Below are 18,019 nucleotides of genomic sequence, written 5' to 3' on the forward strand. Positions count from 1 at the left end.
ACGTGTAACTCGATATGAATAAATTAATCAAAAATTTGACAAGCAGTAAAATCAAGCACACTGTCGAGCAAGCTGATTTATACCCCAAAATTGAAAGTAGTATCCGTGAACATGCCAAAGTACAAGATGATTTGTTAAAACGCGCAGAATGCGTTTTTGCTGAGGAAGTGGCTTCACAACAAAAGCAGTTGGAAGCAGCAAAAGCAACAATCAAGCAAGCGGTGACGTCATTGTCACCCATAGATACCCCAGATCTAACGAGCCAAAACTGGTTGGATTTTCCTTTTAATACGCAATATATCCCTAATGAGCTTGTCATCGGCTATCAGGAATTGGTGATTGACGGCGAGACATTGAAAATGCCGGTTACGGTTCCTTTTATGTCCGGTGATGATACCTATTACTATCCTGTACAAGCCGATAGTCTGGAGTGGACGCAAGCAGCACTACACAACATCATTATGCGTTTGAGCGTGATGTTGCCATACGGAGCACTGTTTTGCTTACTGGACCCAGCAAAAATGGGGGAAAACTTCCCATATATCAAACAGCTCCCATTTAAGCGCCCTCTAAGCAATGATATCTCGCGCACTCTGGAAGAAGTACTGGATGATATCAAACGTATCAAGCAAAACTACCTAGACAACCGCACTCGTCGCTTAATTGACGTCGATGTAGAAATTCGGGGTAACGAGAAGTTTGAGTTTATTGTCGCATCAAACTTCCCGAAAGGTTATGACCGTCGCTCAATCGAATTACTCGCGCAAATCGCCAACACGGGTTCGGTCGCGGGTAAGTACGTCATACTTCAGCACAACCAAGATATTGAACTGCCAAACGGTGCGTCAATGGAATGGTTTGAGTCACTGAAGAACATCCGTGCAAGTGAAAACCACATTCCAGCGATCCCATCGCTGGATATGTACATGCTTGCTTCGGAATCAATTTGTGATGAAACCATCAACACAATCTTAGATGGTGTCGCGAAGGCTAAACCAAAAGAGAACAAACTAGAATTCACTGATGTTACTGATACCGATCCAAATCACTGGTGGCAGGGAAATACCGACCATGAGATCCGTGTCGCTATCGGTGGTACGGGTGCGAAGAAAGACGACCTTGAGCTATGGTTTGGTGAGAGTAATGGCCGTCAAATCTGTGCGCATGGTATGTTGGGCGCAATGACAGGTGCCGGTAAATCGAACCTATACCATGCGTTTATCATGGGGCTAGCTTGTCGCTATAGCCCTGACGAACTTGAACTTTACCTGATTGATGGTAAGCAAGGGGTAGAATTTAAATGCTACCCCACACTGCCTCATGCCAAAGTTGTCTCACTCAATACTTCTCCAGATTTGTCCCGCAGTGTCTTGAGCGAACTGGTTGAGGAGATGATCCGCCGAAATGAGCTGTTCAAGCGTGAAGGTTATGAGAATTTACGCGATTACCGTCGAAGAACGGGTCAAAAGCTACCTCGAGTGCTGCTGGTTGTCGATGAGTACCAAACTCTATTTGAAGATGATCGAGACGGTTCCGGCTCAGATCTGATGGAAAAACTGGCAACTCAAGGTCGAAGTGCTGGTATCCACATGCTGGTTGGCTCACAGCGTTTTGGAGCTTCTGGCATGCAGAACCAGCAAAGCATCTTCGGTAACATTCATCTCCGTATCGGGATGCAGATGAGTGAAGCTGATGTGACAGCACTGCAAGAATTTGGCCCGAATGGCAAACGTCTACTTCGCGCATGTAAAGAAGCAGGCCAAGTGGTTATGAATGATTCAGCAGCGAATGACGATAAAAACCGTGCAGGTCGCGTGACTTATCTATCTGATGAATTACGCGTTGATCTCATCAAACAGCTGGCTGAGAAGTGGCAGCAACAGCAAGGCTTCGCGAATCTGCATCATTCAATTCTATTGGATGGCTCAGGGCAACCACACCTCAGCGAGAACCCGCAACTAGAAAAGCTTTTCAGTACTTATTCTGCACAGCCAACACAAGACGACTGGGTTGAATTTGCAAATAAGCCTGAGCACGAACAAGGGCTGGGTGAGAAGGAATGGTATCCGGTAGAGAAACCAGCCAACTTCTGGCTAGGCCGCGAAATGAATATTCATGGTCAAGCGAGCATCGTCATGCGTCGCCGTTCCAACGAACATCTACTATTTGTAGGTGAAGCGAACGAAGCGCGTTCTGGGATGTTGAGTTACTGGTTAGGGCAACTCCCGATCAACCACGCGCAAAACGATTACCAACTGTATCTGTTAGAGCGTGCCATTAAGGGTTCACCATGGCACGGCATTATGAGTCGTACAATTGAGACTTGCTGTCATTCAGAAGTGCATTACCGTGAGAGCGTCAGCGAATTTGCGAGCGATTTAGGCAATATCAAAGCAGAATTTGAACGCCGTCAATCGATGGATGAAGAGCAAATGCTTGCTCAGCCAACGATTTACATCGTGGTTAACGAAGCTCAACGTGCAACCGAACTACAGCAACAGTCTGGACGCTACGGTGTGAAAGAGCATGGCGACCTAGGTGCGATTATCTCTGTATTACTAGAACAGGGCGCTGAATACGGTATCCACATTGTCATGAGTTTTGACAATGTTCGTGCGGTGACAAAGGTGTTTGACCGTCGCGATATTGATCTTTTCAAGCACAAAATCGTGCTGCAAATGTCTGAAGATGACAGCTTCAGTGTGATCAAGTCGCGCCATGCGGCCTTGCTACAGCAGACGACTCGAGTTCCTGTGTACGCACTGTATGCCAACGCATCACAAAACTACCCAGTCAAATTTAAACCTTACTGCTACCGCGATGTAGAAGATCATATGAATGAACTCAATCTGCTCAATAACTACCTGAAGTCATGGAGTAACTAACGTGTCACTCAACGATGTAGAACAAAACCTACAGCAGTTTGTGGCGCAATTGGACAGCTTCTCTGAAGCTGTCCGCCAATGCCAGCGTGAGCTTTCAGCCCCTTTTGATGAGGTCACCGCTGTGTTACCTCACATGAAGGCTCATTCTTATCATTCGCTCTCAACTGAGCTGGATACCATTGCTTCTAAACTGACGCATAGTCTTGCTCCAGGCTTACAATCGGGCCTCGAATATCGCCTGCATCTGCTGAGGAATTATCTCCATGAATAACCATCAGTTCAATGCACTTGAAACTTTAGACTTACGCGCACATCGAAGTTTAAAGAATCTTGAGCAGGCGTATCATGAACTTCATATTGCTTGGGCCGGGCTAAAAGAAAGCTATGAAGGCCAAGGTGCAGAAGAAGCCGATATGCAATTTCAGCTATTGGCAGGCCAAGTTTCTGAATATCAGCACACACTTGAAAAGTTGATGATGCAATGTTCACGAGAGATTGCAGAGCTGAAAGAAAAAGGAGAGGCGCATGCAACCTAGGTGGTTAATTGCACAGCTTGAAGAGTACTCTTTCTTGTCTCAATCCCACAGAGCACTGAGCGATGAAGTTCGTAAGGTATTGACGCTTACAGAAAATCATGGCGTAGAACATACCAATCGGCTCGACAGTGATGTTTATCGTTTTACTGTTCTGTATGAGCAACTGATGCAAGCCAAACGAGAGCGTTGGGACAGTTACGAGCACAGATATAAACAAACTGCGATAGCACTTGAAGAGCGAGATCAAGAATTAACGGAAGCTCAAACAGACCTTGAGCGCACCAAGGAACACCAATCATTTTGGCAAAATCAGTTGTCATTGGCTCGAAATTGGAAAGCGCGTGCTCAATCAAGAGTGGAAAATGCCAAGCAAGCGCTACGTATTGCAGAGCATAACAGAATCAGTGCCGAAAGTAGCTACCACTCCGCCAAGGCAGCTTACGAGTATGCGCGCGCGCAAAAGATCTCGGTCTATGTCGGTAAAGACTCAGACGGTAGAGATGTGTATGAATCTCGACCTAACCCGGCAACCGCAGAGCGTCATGCAATGAATTCTGCCTATAGTAGCCTCCAAAGCGCTATATCCGAGGAAAGTCTTGCAAAGAGTGAGCTCAACGCAGCCAGAAATGAATATGCGCAAGCTTCTCATCAAGTGGAAGGTAGCCTGACCGCAGTCGCTGATATGGAAGTGGCAACACGACATGCCTATTCCGCATTAACAAATGCTGAAGATGCAAAAACAAACACACTTCATGCCAGATATACATTAGATGAAGAGCGCAGAATTTTAGAGGAAATGGACGACACGCTCAAAGGTATTGAAAACTGTGTTTCCAGCCAACAAAGTTGCCAACGTGATCTTCACCAACAGAATACGAAGGCTTTGACAACGTTGCGTCATCATGAACAGATCCAAGATGATCTGGTTTATGAAATCTATAAGATTCGTTACGCATTAGAAAACAAAGTGAATTTGTTAGCCGCGTTTGATGCACCCGTGTTTTTAGGATAATCATGCAACCAACATTTGATACCGCTTTTTATCAGCGCAACCATATGGATTTGGAAGATGAATTGATGAAATTCGCGTTAGCGATTCAAAATTTCAGAGAACAATCCCAAATCCTTTCTGCAATATGGTCAGATGATGCGGGCCGTAGAATCAGACAAATCCATATATTGCCCCTGGTTGAGCAATATGGAAGCTCTGAAACGACAGCCAATCAGTATTTTCAAGCAAGTGAGGAGCGACTAAAAAGCTTCCATGTCATGAATCGATTAATTAGTGAGTATGCTGGCCTTCATTCGAGCTTAGAAGAAAGAGGAGAGGATGTTCACAGACAGAACAATGAATACCAGAGAGTATCGGCAATCAGTGAACGTCAACGGGACAAAGGGCTTGAATTCGCAGCAAAGAGTGAACAATACAACCGTCTCGCGAACAATCATGTTTCGCCTTTGTAGCTGATTCAATCGCTGCTCGTTATCGGCGCTCTCCAGAAAAGAAGGAACTCAGTCCAATTTGTGCGATTTGATTTATGATCCGATCAATCCATAAAAAGGACTGAGCCTTGCCAGTTATCGCCCCCATCTTTCGGCCAGAACGCCGAATTGTATAAAGCGATTGAATTCCCCCAGTGAACTTAATGCGCGACATACAATTGCATCCCACCGAATAAGCCTCTGCTCAAATACCCCTGCCTCAGGAAAAATTTCACGATCTATCCGACTGGAAATCATTACATTCCAAGATTATAGTGTGCGGCATTCACCAGTGCCGTTGCTGCACGAATCACTATCAAGCATGTCGTCTCATGCGCTATATATTTGATTATCTAAACAATAGGAAAATATCATGAAATATATTTTAACTGCAATTTTCTCAATACTTTCATTGAATGTATACGCTGCAAACATGAAATCTGTCGTTGGGACAATTGATCAAGTTCAGGTTATGGGCAAGAACTACGAAACTTACACCACCAATGGTGAAGCGATCGCTTTTATCCACATGGACGAACTGCCTGTTTCCTGTAATAACCCCGGCAAATATAAGCGAGTGGCCATCACCTCAAATCACCCAGCATTTAATATCGTTGTCAGCACTGCATTAGCGGCAAAAGCAGCAAACCAAAAAGTAGAGTTATACTATCTAGATGAATGTACGCTATGGAATTCAAATGCTTGGGATTTTGCTATTTTAACGACGAAGTAAGCAATTGTAGTCACTTTTTTACCTCGACACTGCATGCTGTACATATTTTTCAGTCTGTCGTGGCATAAAATGACAACAGGGCAAAACAACCCGTCATGGAAAGCGGCATCCAGCCGCTTTCCCATTCAGCAAAAAATCGAGTGCCTCCAATAATTTTCACACCCTTTTCAAAATCACACCATGATGACGCTTAATAACCCTTCAGATTAAGCCGAATCAATTTTGAAAATGCGCTGAGCGCTTTTTTCCCTTCCGCATTGGCGAATGGCATCGCGGCTTCAGGCGTCAGGAGAAACTCCCGTTCGCAACCATCTCCATTCGGCCTCTCCCAGAACAACAAGCCGTTATTTCTCAAACTGATTTGATAATAGCCATGCTCAGAACGTTTACACCCCTCAAATTCCGAGGCTTCTGATTCCTTTCGACCATACTTCGCCCGCATCGTTTCAGGAAGCGGATGCGAGTAAGCACTGTATTCATGTGGCTGATTAACCTGTGATGAGAGAAACCAACGCCAGGGGTTGATCATCTCGCCAGTTGCCAGCGAAAAATAGCTGGTGTAATCACTCGTACCATTCGCACCTGTGCCCGCCCGCCTCACATAAAAACGAACCCCCAGCCATAAGCCATTCAGGAAAACGGGCGCAACATAAGTTTCATCGTACTTTTCTGAACCCGGATGTTCCAAAGCATACACCAGCGTCTCCAGTTGCCGTTCGGCCCTTTCCTCAGACGTAACACGATCATTGAAAATCGTATTTATCACCTTGCTGCTCGGAAAGTTGGCGGCCAGTTCAATTGAATTGTCACCACCATAGGCGACGTCTCGGTATTGCCAGCCAAACCAGTCTTTCCATGCTCCTTTTTTCCATTTGAGCGTTTTTTGCAGCGCAGAAAGAAATTCCTCCTCTCCGCAATTTTTATCGAGGTCATGGTATTCAAATTTGAGTGACAAAGGTAAAGACTTGGTACCGGATACGGTAGACCACTGCCCTGCAATGTGATTGCCGGGCTGCCCGCTCAGTTCCCAGCGGCCGGTATCTCCCTGTTCGACCCAGAATCCATCTTTCAGCGTCAGTGTAATCGGTGTTTTGTAACGCTGATAATAGTAAACCGCCTGCTGACCTGAATCCTGAAAACACACTTTGATCGGCGACTTACCGATAGTGCCAGACCACACACCAGCCGGTGATAATGGCGAGGCTGAAACGGTTGAAGAGAGACTCAACAAGAGCGAGATGGGGAGGACAACACTGAGTTTTTTCACACGATACCTGCAATTCGAGGATAAAGATTTAACATGGGATGAAGGCCAAAGATGACATGACATTGAAATCTGTTTCATTCACCTTTTTCGCAACACTATCTTCAGTGCTTAACGCCATGATTTAAACCAGAAAAGACCGGTTTCTTTACCTGTGTTCCAATTTACGGCACTTGATGTGCTGCGGCTTCAAAATTGACCACTGGTTTCTCACCGTTCAGCCGGCTATTTCTCCATGTGCAGTGAAGCCAAATTTCACTCAAGCCACTGATTTAACTAATGATAATTTACACACATTCAACAACCCAGTAGGATGCGCACTTGCCACGGACTCGTGCGTCACTCACGCTCATTATAAGGAAATCATGGTGTTGTATTCAGACAGACTCTTGATGCGTCCCGTATGTCAGACCGATCTTGAAGATTTATTTGCGATCTATGGAGACCCGGAAACCAATCGGTTCAATCCTGCCGGGCCTTTTCCAAATATTCAGTATGCAGAATCTGTCATGGCCGGCTGGCTAAAGCACTGGAATGAACATGGCTTTGGTGTCTGGGCGATAGCAACCCAGAAAGAGCCGGAAAACGTGATCGGTTTTGGCGGCCTGAGTCTCTTTCAGTTTGAGGGAAAAACGATGAATAACCTGGGCTACCGGCTAAGCACGGCCTCTTGGGGGAAAGGGTATGCAACGGAATTTTCTAAACGCGCACTGTCTTTTGGTTTTGTCGAATTAGGATTCGAACAAATCTCAGCAAGAGTCCGGGAAAACCACCTCGCATCCATTCAAGTACTGAAAAAATCAGGGTTCAGGAACGAGAAAAAAATTCAGGATGTCATGGATGCACCGGCAAGTTTACTCTTTCAAATCAGCAAAACGGAGTGGGAAGCATCAGCAGCAATCGCCTGAATCAACTGGAATCTATTGGCTCTCTGCCATGTCTCCCCGTTCATGCTCACGCCGATTCACTGCATCTGCACCATCGCTCGGATCAGCACACCATCCTGAATCCGGTCACTGGGATAGGCGATCACTTGATCGCCGGCTGAGAGCCCTTCCAGCACCTCGGCATACTGACCGGTCAGATGGCCAATTTGAATCGTCTGCAAACGGGCGCGACCATCGGCATCGCGAAATACTGCCCAGTCACGGCCGTGGCGAAAAATAGCCCCAATCGGCACCCGAAGCGCCTGATCGTCATGCCAGACGGCGATGCTGACATCCACCTGAAACCCGTGACCAAGCGCCGCCCATGTCTCCTTCGGATCAGAAAAATCGATGAGCACATTCACGCGCTGTTCTTCAATACCGAGCGATGAAACCTTAGTCGTGCCTGCCGGTTCAATCCGCCGCACAACACCGTTTAAGACACCAGAACCACCCCAGTTTTCAATCTCAACCCGATCGCCGGGAGTGATCCGCACGGCATCACGCGATAGCAAATCCGCAGCAATTTCGAGATTTTCCGGATCGCCGGTTTCAAGCAAAGGCGTGCCCGCAGTCACAACAGCTTCGCTTTCCTGAAACATCCGCAGAATTTTCCCGCTGACTGGGGCGATGATCTGAACGTGATGGCTCGCGGCTGCTGCCACCGCTGCAGGTTGCACCAGTGCTGCCTTCGCCTGTTGAAATTCCGCTTCTCTTTGCAACAAGACAGACTCAGCCTCCGCAAGCCCTGCTTGTGCCGCGCGAAGGAACTGCCGCGCCTGATCCTGCCGGTCGAGGGATACCGCATCCTTTTGTGCGAGCTGACCAGCCCGCCTGAAATCGATCCGGGCATATTCAAGACGGGCTAAAGCACTCTTCACCTGTGCTCTGGCTGCATCTCGGGACTCTTCCGCCGCCTGCATGGCGGATTCACGCTCAAGCTGCGTGCGGGCATCCAGCAGCGGCGGTACCACTGGGCGCATGACGGCCAGTACCATCCCGGCGGAAACCTCGTCCCCCGCATCTTTTTCAATCCGCAGCAGGCGACCGGATACCGGCGCGGTCAGAGTGTAGACATCTTTGACACGCGTGATGGCATCATCGTCCACGGTTTTGGTCATCGGCCCTTCAGTCACGATCACGATTTCGACGTCGATCGCACGTGGCCAGAAGGCAAAAAACAGACCCGCCACCAGCAGAAAGAGAAACAGCAGTGTCCAGCGGTATTTCCGAAATGACATCGATTATTCCCTTTCCTTGAGCACGCTGAGCAGGTCAAGCTCTCTCAGACGATACAGTGCCAGCAAGCCGCTGAGGACGGCTGCGATCAGGATCGCGATCACGGCATAGCCGTAAGTCGATCCCTCAATCGCAAAAGGAATGCGGTAAAGGTCGGATGCAAAGAAAGTCACAATTAACCTCACCAGTCCGTATCCGAGAATACAGCCCAGTGGCAGTGCCAGAAATGTCAGCAGAGCAACTTCGCCGCCCAGAATCCAGGCGACTTCTCTTTGATGAAAACCAAGCACGCGCAGCAGTGAAAATTCCCGGGAGCGCTCGATCAGTGTCAGCCGCGCATTGTTGTACACCACACCAAACGCCAGCACCGATGCAAACAGCACATAAAAGGTCACAATAGTGAACAGATTTTGTTGGATCAGCCTGCGAAACAGCGCCTCAGACACATCCAGTGAGGTGACACCAGCCACAAAGGGCATCTCTCTGATTTTGCGATAAAAAGACCTTTGTTTTGTAGCGTCCACCGTGACAATCGCCGTATTGGCGACTGGGCCATCGCGGAGATAACGGTTGAGCGTCGTTCGATTCATGTAAGCGGACAATCCGACATATTCCTTGCTGACGCCGGTCACGGGAATCCAAAGCTCTGGCATCCGGCCTTCAAGCACTTCAATCCCAAGCAAATCGCCCTGTCTGACATTCAGATACCGTGCAAGCCACGCGTTCAGCACGACACCTTCCGCAGGCAAAAAGATTTTCCGACCGGACATGTCCAGCGGATAGCTCAGCTCTGCCCCCGGGTCCAGTCCCTGAACCGCCGTCCGTTTCGAAACATGCCCAGAAACCAGGCGAGCAGAGACGTTGCGCTGTAATTCAACCTTCAGCACGCCATCCAGATGACGCAGATCCGCAGCAGCGCTGTCGGGCCGGATTTCCGTAAAACTAAGGGTCATATCCTGACGGTTATTGCGGTGAAAAAATGAGTCGAGCATGACATCAATCGAATCGAAAAAATTCAGCGTCGACAGCAGCAAAGCAATCGCCATTGTCACGCCCAAAACCGTTAACCCCGAACGGAACGGCCAGCGCACAAGATGCCGAATGATCATACGGCCGGATGGGGTGATCCCCCGAAACAGACCCATTTTTTCTCCGAACCCGGTCTGGTAACGTGGTGGCGGCGGTGGTGCCATAGCAACAGCCGGCGGCAGCCTGACAGCCTTGCGAATGGCGGCCATGGCACCCAAACTTGCGGCCGCGATGCTGATGGCAGCCGCCCCGAGAAAAACATCCGGCGTGATATGGTAGCGAAGCACAGGAAACTTGAAATATTCAATGTACATTTGCGCCATACCGTGGCCCATCCATCCCCCTGAAAGCCAGCCAATCCCAATCCCAATACAGGCGATCATCAGCGCCGTTTGCAGATAATGAAATCCAATCGCCATATCGCCATAGCCAATGGCTTTGAGAAGGCCGATCTGTCCGCGTTCTGTTTCCACCAACCGGCCAATGGCGATATTCAGCAGAAAAACCGCGATCACCAGAAAAATTGGCGGCATGATGCGAGTCATGGATTTCAATTCCTTCAGCTCACTGTCGATGAAGGAATCGGACAACTGGTCTTTTCGTGTATAAGCACCGGTCCCGCCGTACCGTGCAAGGATCTGGTCAAGCTCAGCGATCACTTCATCCGGATTCGCGGCGGGGCTGAGTTTCAGGGCTACCGTATTCAGCGCCCCGTCCAGATTGCCTGCCGATGCCAGAGCATCGCGGTTCATCCAGAAAATCCCAAACCGCCTGTTATCCGGAATCAAATCGCCGGGACCGAGCGCATAAACAAATTCCGGCGATAACGCGATACCGGCGACTGTAAAAGCATGCCGCTTGCCGTAAATCGTCGCCTGAATCCGATCGCCCGGACGCAAATCATGCGCTTCGGCAAACGCCTCATGCACCAACAACTGACTGGCTGAATCCGCCGCCGGCCATTTGCCGGTACGCAGCACCAGTTGATTGAGTGGTGCAGTTCCTTCCGGCAGTGAAACGAACAGGCCCCGAACCGGCTCAATCACATCTGGCATGTCGAGCAGCGCGTATTGACGAATACTCGCGTCTGCGCTGACTACGCCAGAAATTTGCCTGATTTCAGCCATCGTGCGATTTGGTGCCCGCTTGAGATTGGCAAAAACATCGGCAAAGCGGTATTGCTCGTAATAAAGATTTCGGGTCAGCTCAAGGGAGCGATAAGTGCCAGAGGAAAGCACCATCATGGCCACCGCAGCGGCAATGACAAGGGCGATTGCCAGCACCTGCCCCCGAATTTGCCAGAGATTGCGGATCAGTTTTTTCTCCAGCGCACGCATGATTTCCTACCACATCAGTGCCGAAGCAGGCTGGCGTTTTTCGTTCCGTTCTTCTTTGGCGATCCGGCCATCGGCAAAATACAACACCCGGTCGCCAATCGCGGCAATCGAAGCATTATGAGTGATGATGATGGTTGTGGTACCCAGCGTTTCATTCACCCCGGCAAGCGCGTCCAGTACCTTAATGCCTGTGGCACTGTCGAGTGCGCCGGTTGGCTCGTCACACAGCAGCACCCTGGGTTTTTTCACCAGCGCCCGCGCCACGGCAACGCGCTGCTGCTCCCCGCCGGAAAGCTGTGAGGGAAAATGATCGGCGCGGGCTTTCAGGCCGACCATCTCCAGCGCTTCATCCACAGGCATCGGGTCCGACACAATCTCTGAAACCAGGGCAACGTTTTCCCGAGCATTGAGGCTGGGGATCAGGTTGTAGAACTGAAACACAAAGCCGGCATAATGGCGGCGGTATTGGGTAAGAAATCGATCGTCCTGCCCGGTCAGTTCCTTTCCTTCAAACAGGATCTGACCATCTGTCGGGGTATCCAGTCCGCCAATCAGGTTCAGAAAGGTTGATTTCCCGCTTCCCGACGGCCCAAGCATGACAATCATCTCGCCCTGTCGGATCGCCAGATCCACGCCACGCAAGGCTCTGACCTCAATCTCGCCGGTGGTATAGGTTTTCGTCAGGCCACTGATTTGGTAGGCGATCTTCTGATTCGGGGAGTTGTTCATCTCATGCGCTCACTTCTGTCAGTCTTTGAATCCATGAGCCCAGATCCGCACGCTGATTCAACCCCACATTGCGCAGGCTCCGCCTTGTTTCAAGCACAGGCAAACGACTGAAAAAATCACGAAAGGATTAAAAACTCAGTCATTTCTGGCTTTAAGCATAGGCAATGGCACAGCATTCAGGACGACCCTGAAAGTGACGAATGGCTCATTTCTCATGAAACAGCCGGTCATCTCCCTTTTCAGGCACGCTCGGAGTATCACTTCAGGGATCGCATGTTCTGATGGTTCCGATTCTGTCTCGTGCATTCGACACAGCTTCGCTGGCACTGCGGCCATACTCTTTCCATGATGCCAACTTTCGGCCAGATCCCCCGATTGGCCGACAGGAGAAGTATCATACTCATCCCCACAAGCCTTAGGAAAATCACATGAAGATTCAATTTGCTGTTCTGAAGCCAATCAAACTGCTCCTGGGTCTTATTCTGTTCATGATCACGATGTTTGCAGCAGCCGATGATATCCGAACGGAACAAGTACAATTTAACAAAGGAACTTCCGGCACTGTCGTCGAAGACACGATTAAAGGCTATGAAGTTGTTGATTACGTCCTCAATGCCCGGGAAGGGCAACACATGAACGTCAGCATGGCGACCAAAAACACCGCAACCTATTTCAATATTATGGCGCCGGGAGAAAACGAAGCCGCGATGTTTAACGGTTCAGTCAACGGCAACCAGTTCGAAGGCAAACTCCCGGCGAATGGCGACTACAAAGTTCGGGTCTATATGATGCGCTCCGCCGCACGCCGCAATGAGGTTGCAGATTATCGTCTGGAAATCATCATCGACAGCGGAAAATAGCTTGGAGAAATTTGCCTTCGGGCTGCACCCGCATCGAAAACGCATCGTCATAAAGACGCCTGCCTTCAAAACATCACCATCCAAACAGCGAATGGAATACTCGTCCGGCACTGTTTCCATTCGCTGTGTCTGAACATCCTCAGGTCGCCCGGCAGGCAAAATAAAACCTTTATTCCTGCTTCTGTTTCAATACGTTGCCCATACTGAGCGCCTCTGATAAACTCCGCCCTCTTCCGTTTCCGATGTATACAATCGATGTTTCGCACCTTCCTGATTGCTTCACTGACGCTTTTCCCGCTCACAGGCACAGCCACTGAACTTGCGGTGGGCCTGCAAAGTACATTCAGCCAGATCGAAATCCAGGATCCCGCGAACGAAGACAAAGAATTGGCCGTGATGACCAGTGATTACCAGCTTTTTCCGACGGTTTCGTTGATCTCCGATCCCTATTATTTTTCTGATGACACAAACTTTGGCGTTCAGTTTCAGGTCGACTGGTCCTATTTTAAAGCCGATCAGCAGGCCCTGAAAAACAGTGCATCCAGTGTTGATCTCGGCACATCGATCAAAGCCTACGCAATCACAGCCGTGCCCGTGGTGTTTTATCAGTTCAATCGACACGCCGCCAAAGACTGGAATATCAAACTCGGTGCCGGACTGGGGATGGGTTACTTAGATTTAACCGGGAATTATAGGATCACGAATACAGAGGCAGAATCCGGTGAAATCAGGAAGGTGAACAAGAACGGACTGGGCATGGCGATTAATATTTACCTTGAAGGTAACGTCGGTAACCACATGTTGCTGCTGTATAACTTCAGTCCAATTTTGAGTGATCAAACAAATGACTTTCAGGAGCACAATGTCGTGGTGGCCTATAAGTACCGATTCAGTCTTGATCATCTCTGGTCTGCCGAATAAACAAAAAAGCGCTCTGTGTTGAGCGCTTTTTCAGTTTTTAGCCTGTCATGCGTTCACTGTTCTCAGCAAACTCATTCAGCACCACGGTCTGTGCCCGTTTGAAGAAGTTAAAATCAGTTGCGGTCGCACTGGTGTAGGCCCCCATCATCCGGCCAATGACCAGATCACCATTCTCCAGCTTGGGCAGCAGGATGTTTTCAGCAATCACATCAATACTGTCGCAAGTTGGCCCGGCTAAGACGCTCGGAATACATTCGCCCCCCTGATTCAGCGTCACCAGCGGATACTTCGCATCATCGAACATCAAACCACTGAATGAACCGTAAATACCGTCATCCAGGTAGTACCACATCTGGCCTTCACGCTCCGCCTGTCCCATCACGGAAGCCACACTGGTGACGGCCTGCGCGACGATAAAGCGTCCGGGTTCAGCCAACACCTGCACAGTTTCCGGTAACTCACTGAGCGCTTCGTTAATTGGTACACAGAACTGGTCAATCGGCATCACTTGCTGCGTGTAACTGACCGGGAAACCACCACCGATGTCCAGTGTGCTCAGTGCCGGCAAGCCACGTTCAACCACTTGATCCATCACCGCTTTACAGGTCCGGATCGCACTGACGTATTTTTGTGGATTCATCGTTTGCGAACCCACATGGAAAGACAGACCTTTGATACGAATATTCCACGTCTGCGCTGTTTCAATGAGGGTCAGTGCCTGCTCTGGTGAACAACCAAACTTTTTCGACAAATCCGCGAAAGCTTCGGAATTACGAAAGCTCAGACGCACCAGCAGCTCAACGTCATGCTGATAAGGTTTGAATTTCTCCAGCTCATTCAGGTTATCGACCACAAATACATTGCAACCGTACGCCAACGCGTCGCGAATATCTGAATCACGTTTAATCGGGTGCGTGTGAATGGTGCGCTCAGCCGGAACACCTTCCTGCGCGACCAGCTCAACTTCACCTGTAGTTGCCAGATCGAAGCTTGCGCCTTCATCCAGCAGCGTTCTGACCACAGCCGGCAGCGGCAGCGGTTTGAGCGCAAAATGAAGTGTCACAGTCGGTAAAGCCTGCTTCAGTGCACGGTACTGCTGGCGAACCACATCGCAGTCCAGCATCAGAAGTGGGGCGCCGAATTGCGCCACAGACGATTCGATCAAATGAATTTCGTCCGCAGACAGGATTTGATGGGTGAACGATTGAAAATCTAATACCGAATGGGCGTGAGCCATCATCAGCCTCCAACATAGATGAGCACTTTTCATGGTCGTGTGATGAAAAGTGGAGCGTCAAAAAAAGCGCAGATGCGCAGTCAAAGTCACTCTTGGATAGTTGCTCTATCGCCTTGCCACATGTCAGCTGTGATGTACTCGGATTGGCTATCATCAAGAAGCGGCGCGATATTAAGGTCATCATGTAACCAGTGCAATAAAAAAGTACGGCCGCGGGCACAAAAAATTTTTGTGCTCAGGATAGAGTCTGTTTATGGAAGGCTGTTCGCTATGTGACACAAAACAAAAAACCGCCTTCAGAGAAGGCGGTCCAGCATTAATTGCGATTCAAAGCTTGTAAAGAAGCTTCTTTGGTAAATGTGAGTCTTTCTTCTAGTTTATGATTATCTTTCTCATAAAAGATAGTCGCTTCAGATTCTATCTGAGGTCTTGGATTAATTTTGTCCAATCGTGGCATTGTATCCAGAAAAAGTTGCTTCGCAAAATGTAGAGATCTGGTATACGTCTCAATAACCTCTTCAAACTCCGGATAAATCGAGAATGAAACTTGATTGACTATTGGCCCGTCATCAATCCCTTCATTAATCTCATGAATTGTCACACCATGATGTTTTTCACCATTTTTTAATGCCCAATTCACTGGCCTTACACCTCTGTACTTTGGCAAAGGTGACAAGTGAATATTTAATATTCGCTTGCATGAATGAATAAACTTCAGAGGAAGAATTTTCTTATGAAACACAACAAAACATAAGTCACATTGAAATGTATCCGCTTCATATCCAGGCAAATGATCGATACTGTCATAAGTCACTGGTATCGCATTTTCAGTACAAAACGCTGCTAATGTCTGCTTTGTATTCACAGGCTCGAACTGATCAGCAACCACATGAGAAACCGTGTATTCATCATGATTCAAGAAATAATCACAAATATAAATTGCCAGTTCGCCTTTCCCACAAATTACGACACTTTTAGTTTTTTTCACGACACGAAGCCTTCTGTTATTTCACGAGTGCGAATATTCTCGATTTCTCTTATTTTTTGCATCACGGATTGGAGTGATCGAATCAGAATTTCATTTTCACTCTGCGTTCTGCATGATACACGGAAGTATAGATCCGACCCCTGATTTCCTTTTCCAGCACAGTCTTTGATATACAATCCATAAATATCTAAAAGTAAATGACAAATCGTATTCGCATCCGCATACTCTGTCTTACAATAAACAAAGTTTGAATCCGTTTCGAAAGCGGTAATACCTTCGATTGAACTCAAAGATTTTTGCAAGATTAAAGTATCTGAACAAACCTTATCACAACTTAATTTGTAACTCTGTTTGTACTGAGGCAAACGTAATAAGAACTCTTCAGCGAAGCCATTGATGTTCCAAATGGGTAAGAGAGTTCTCACCTGACTCAACAAAGACTCATTGGCTGTCGCAATATACCCAATCCGAATTCCTCCGATACCAAAGGTTTTACTCATGCTTCGAATCACAGACAGATTTTGATGTGCCTCTAAATGCTTCAGAGTCGTTTCTTCTCTGAATTTAGAGAAATCCAGGAATGATTCATCAACAATAAGGTCGATATCCAGTTTATGTAACGCATCAGCTAAGTACAATAAACTATCAATTGCCGTTAGTCTTCCGGTTGGGTTATTCGGAGATTCGATAACCACAACATTCGGTTGCTCTGCTTCTGCTTGTTTTAAGATCTCATCCACATTGATATCAAAATTTTCAGATGCCGATGTGAAATGGTGAATGGTCCTTTCCTGACCAAAAGTATTCGCATATTCATTAAAGGAAGGTACAGTAACAAGCACTTTACCTTTGTATATATTCGGCAGTAACTTGATGATTTCTGCAGCACCATTCGCGATGCAAAGCTGGCTTGCTTTAACCTCCAGAAATTCTGAAAGTGACCCTTCAATCAGTCTTCTGCCACCAGGATAATTTAGCAAAATTTCATCGAAGTTCTTCTTCATGGCATTTTTGAATTCTTCCGTTGGGAAGTGGAAATTATAAATCAAAGCAAAATCAGTCATTGGGTAACGCCAATAGCCACCGTGCCTGTTTTGAATGAGTTCTAATTTATTTGAACTAGAAATATAGTCACAAATCGACAAATCATAGGCGTTATCGACTTCATACCATTCAGAATGAGGAACGATACTCGCCTTGATATCTAAAGAGCCATGATGTAACGCTTTCTTAAATATTTCTTCGTAATATCCACCAGTTTCACCCTGATGAATCGCTTGCTCCAACTCAGCAATGCAGTAATTTGCAAATTCATCAGAACAAATATGATAAATATTAACCGTTTTGTATTGTTGACCTTGAAGTTTAAAGTCAGCATCTTTTGTAGATTTCAGTGCAACAATATTATCCTTCTCGACTTCAGCGTAGCAACCTTCCATATGCTTACTGAGTGGAGAGATCAGCACATTGATATCACCATTACTTTCAATGACCTTATCCAAACAAGATTGATTAAAGAAAATATCACCTTCTAAAATCAAGCTACCTTTCTTAATCCAGTCACGGGCTAAGTATAATGAATAAATATTGTTCGTTGTTTCCCATTCATGACTAACAATAAATTCAATTTCTAACCCATACGCCTGGCTTTGAATATGTTCAATTAACGTATCTTTTTTATAACCAACAACAATAGCTACTTTTTTAATGCCTGCAGATTTTATTTTTTGCAGCGCATTATCAAGAAAAGATAGTTCATTTGTTTCAACTAAGGGTTTCGGCTTATTGAAAGTTTTATTGGACAAACGGGAGCCCCTTCCTGCGCAAAGCAAGATAGCTGTATGATTATTCAT

The 18,019-nt window shown here is 47.5% G+C and carries 16 protein-coding genes; 9 read left to right on the top strand and 7 right to left on the bottom strand.

Going from position 1 to position 18,019, the window contains the following annotated elements:
* The first annotated feature begins 14 nt into the window (after window positions 1-14).
* From EA58_RS19665 to EA58_RS19690, 6 genes are all read left to right on the top strand, one after another.
* Window positions 15-2,885 (top strand): FtsK/SpoIIIE domain-containing protein, encoded by a 2,871-nt coding sequence (locus EA58_RS19665; protein ID WP_051642261.1) that lies wholly within the window; start codon window positions 15-17, stop codon window positions 2,883-2,885.
* A 1-nt stretch (window position 2,886) separates the two neighbouring features.
* Window positions 2,887-3,156 (top strand): hypothetical protein, encoded by a 270-nt coding sequence (locus EA58_RS19670; RefSeq protein WP_036756929.1) that lies wholly within the window; start codon window positions 2,887-2,889, stop codon window positions 3,154-3,156.
* Window positions 3,149-3,421 carry a hypothetical protein gene (locus EA58_RS19675; protein ID WP_036756931.1) on the top strand — a complete coding sequence of 91 codons (273 nt, stop codon included), beginning with the start codon at window positions 3,149-3,151 and terminating at the stop codon, window positions 3,419-3,421. Before EA58_RS19670 ends, EA58_RS19675 begins: the two co-directional genes overlap by 8 nt.
* On the top strand, window positions 3,411-4,433 hold the full coding sequence (locus tag EA58_RS19680; protein ID WP_036756934.1) for a hypothetical protein: 1,023 nt from the start codon (window positions 3,411-3,413) through the stop codon (window positions 4,431-4,433). The genes EA58_RS19675 and EA58_RS19680 overlap by 11 nt, the downstream gene beginning before the upstream one ends.
* A gap of 2 nt (window positions 4,434-4,435) precedes the next feature.
* A complete protein-coding gene (locus EA58_RS19685; protein WP_036756936.1) occupies window positions 4,436-4,885 on the top strand; it encodes a hypothetical protein in 450 nt (149 codons plus the stop codon).
* A 391-nt stretch (window positions 4,886-5,276) separates the two neighbouring features.
* The gene (locus EA58_RS19690; RefSeq protein WP_036756938.1) at window positions 5,277-5,636 is read left to right on the top strand and encodes a hypothetical protein; all 360 of its coding nucleotides are present in this window, start codon (window positions 5,277-5,279) and stop codon (window positions 5,634-5,636) included.
* 190 nt (window positions 5,637-5,826) lie between these two features.
* Here EA58_RS19690 and EA58_RS21185 read toward each other — a convergent pair whose 3' ends face one another.
* Complete coding sequence (locus EA58_RS21185; protein ID WP_152548130.1) at window positions 5,827-6,903, bottom strand: hypothetical protein; 1,077 nt, start codon at window positions 6,901-6,903, stop codon at window positions 5,827-5,829.
* A 239-nt stretch (window positions 6,904-7,142) separates the two neighbouring features.
* Between EA58_RS21185 and EA58_RS19700 the strand changes: the two genes are divergently transcribed.
* Complete coding sequence (locus EA58_RS19700) at window positions 7,143-7,808, top strand: GNAT family N-acetyltransferase (protein ID WP_200872213.1); 666 nt, start codon at window positions 7,143-7,145, stop codon at window positions 7,806-7,808.
* Window positions 7,809-7,864: 56 nt separating this feature from the next.
* On the opposite strand, the gene EA58_RS19705 is transcribed toward EA58_RS19700, so the two are convergent.
* From EA58_RS19705 to EA58_RS19715, 3 genes are read right to left on the bottom strand one after another with little or no spacing between them, the layout of a single operon-like run.
* Window positions 7,865-9,067, bottom strand: coding sequence for an efflux RND transporter periplasmic adaptor subunit (locus tag EA58_RS19705; RefSeq protein WP_036756946.1), 1,203 nt, complete (start codon window positions 9,065-9,067; stop codon window positions 7,865-7,867).
* A gap of 3 nt (window positions 9,068-9,070) precedes the next feature.
* A complete protein-coding gene (locus EA58_RS19710) occupies window positions 9,071-11,431 on the bottom strand; it encodes an ABC transporter permease (protein WP_036756955.1) in 2,361 nt (786 codons plus the stop codon).
* Between the two features lie 6 nt (window positions 11,432-11,437).
* Window positions 11,438-12,160 carry an ABC transporter ATP-binding protein gene (locus EA58_RS19715; protein ID WP_036756957.1) on the bottom strand — a complete coding sequence of 241 codons (723 nt, stop codon included), beginning with the start codon at window positions 12,158-12,160 and terminating at the stop codon, window positions 11,438-11,440.
* A 428-nt stretch (window positions 12,161-12,588) separates the two neighbouring features.
* Here EA58_RS19715 and EA58_RS19725 point away from each other — a divergent pair, with 428 nt between their 5' ends.
* Together EA58_RS19725 and EA58_RS19730 are read left to right on the top strand one after the other, a co-directional pair.
* On the top strand, window positions 12,589-13,020 hold the full coding sequence (locus EA58_RS19725; protein ID WP_051642264.1) for a hypothetical protein: 432 nt from the start codon (window positions 12,589-12,591) through the stop codon (window positions 13,018-13,020).
* Window positions 13,021-13,275: 255 nt separating this feature from the next.
* Window positions 13,276-13,941: a hypothetical protein gene (locus EA58_RS19730; protein ID WP_036756963.1), complete on the top strand. Its 666-nt coding sequence runs from the start codon at window positions 13,276-13,278 to the stop codon at window positions 13,939-13,941.
* A gap of 37 nt (window positions 13,942-13,978) precedes the next feature.
* Here the strand turns inward: EA58_RS19730 and EA58_RS19735 are convergent, their stop codons facing one another.
* The 3 genes from EA58_RS19735 to EA58_RS19745 all read right to left on the bottom strand — a co-directional run bounded on the left by EA58_RS19735 (window position 13,979) and on the right by EA58_RS19745 (window position 18,019).
* Window positions 13,979-15,178, bottom strand: a complete 1,200-nt coding sequence (locus tag EA58_RS19735) for a type III PLP-dependent enzyme (RefSeq protein WP_036757114.1) — start codon at window positions 15,176-15,178, stop codon at window positions 13,979-13,981.
* 316 nt (window positions 15,179-15,494) lie between these two features.
* The gene (locus EA58_RS19740; RefSeq protein ID WP_051642265.1) at window positions 15,495-16,166 is read right to left on the bottom strand and encodes a formyltransferase family protein; all 672 of its coding nucleotides are present in this window, start codon (window positions 16,164-16,166) and stop codon (window positions 15,495-15,497) included.
* Entirely contained in the window at window positions 16,163-18,019 is a 1,857-nt protein-coding gene (locus EA58_RS19745; RefSeq protein ID WP_036756972.1) for an aminotransferase class I/II-fold pyridoxal phosphate-dependent enzyme, read from the bottom strand. Before EA58_RS19745 ends, EA58_RS19740 begins: the two co-directional genes overlap by 4 nt.

Origin of the sequence: Photobacterium galatheae, assembly GCF_000695255.1 — a bacterium.
Taxonomy (GTDB): domain Bacteria; phylum Pseudomonadota; class Gammaproteobacteria; order Enterobacterales; family Vibrionaceae; genus Photobacterium; species Photobacterium galatheae.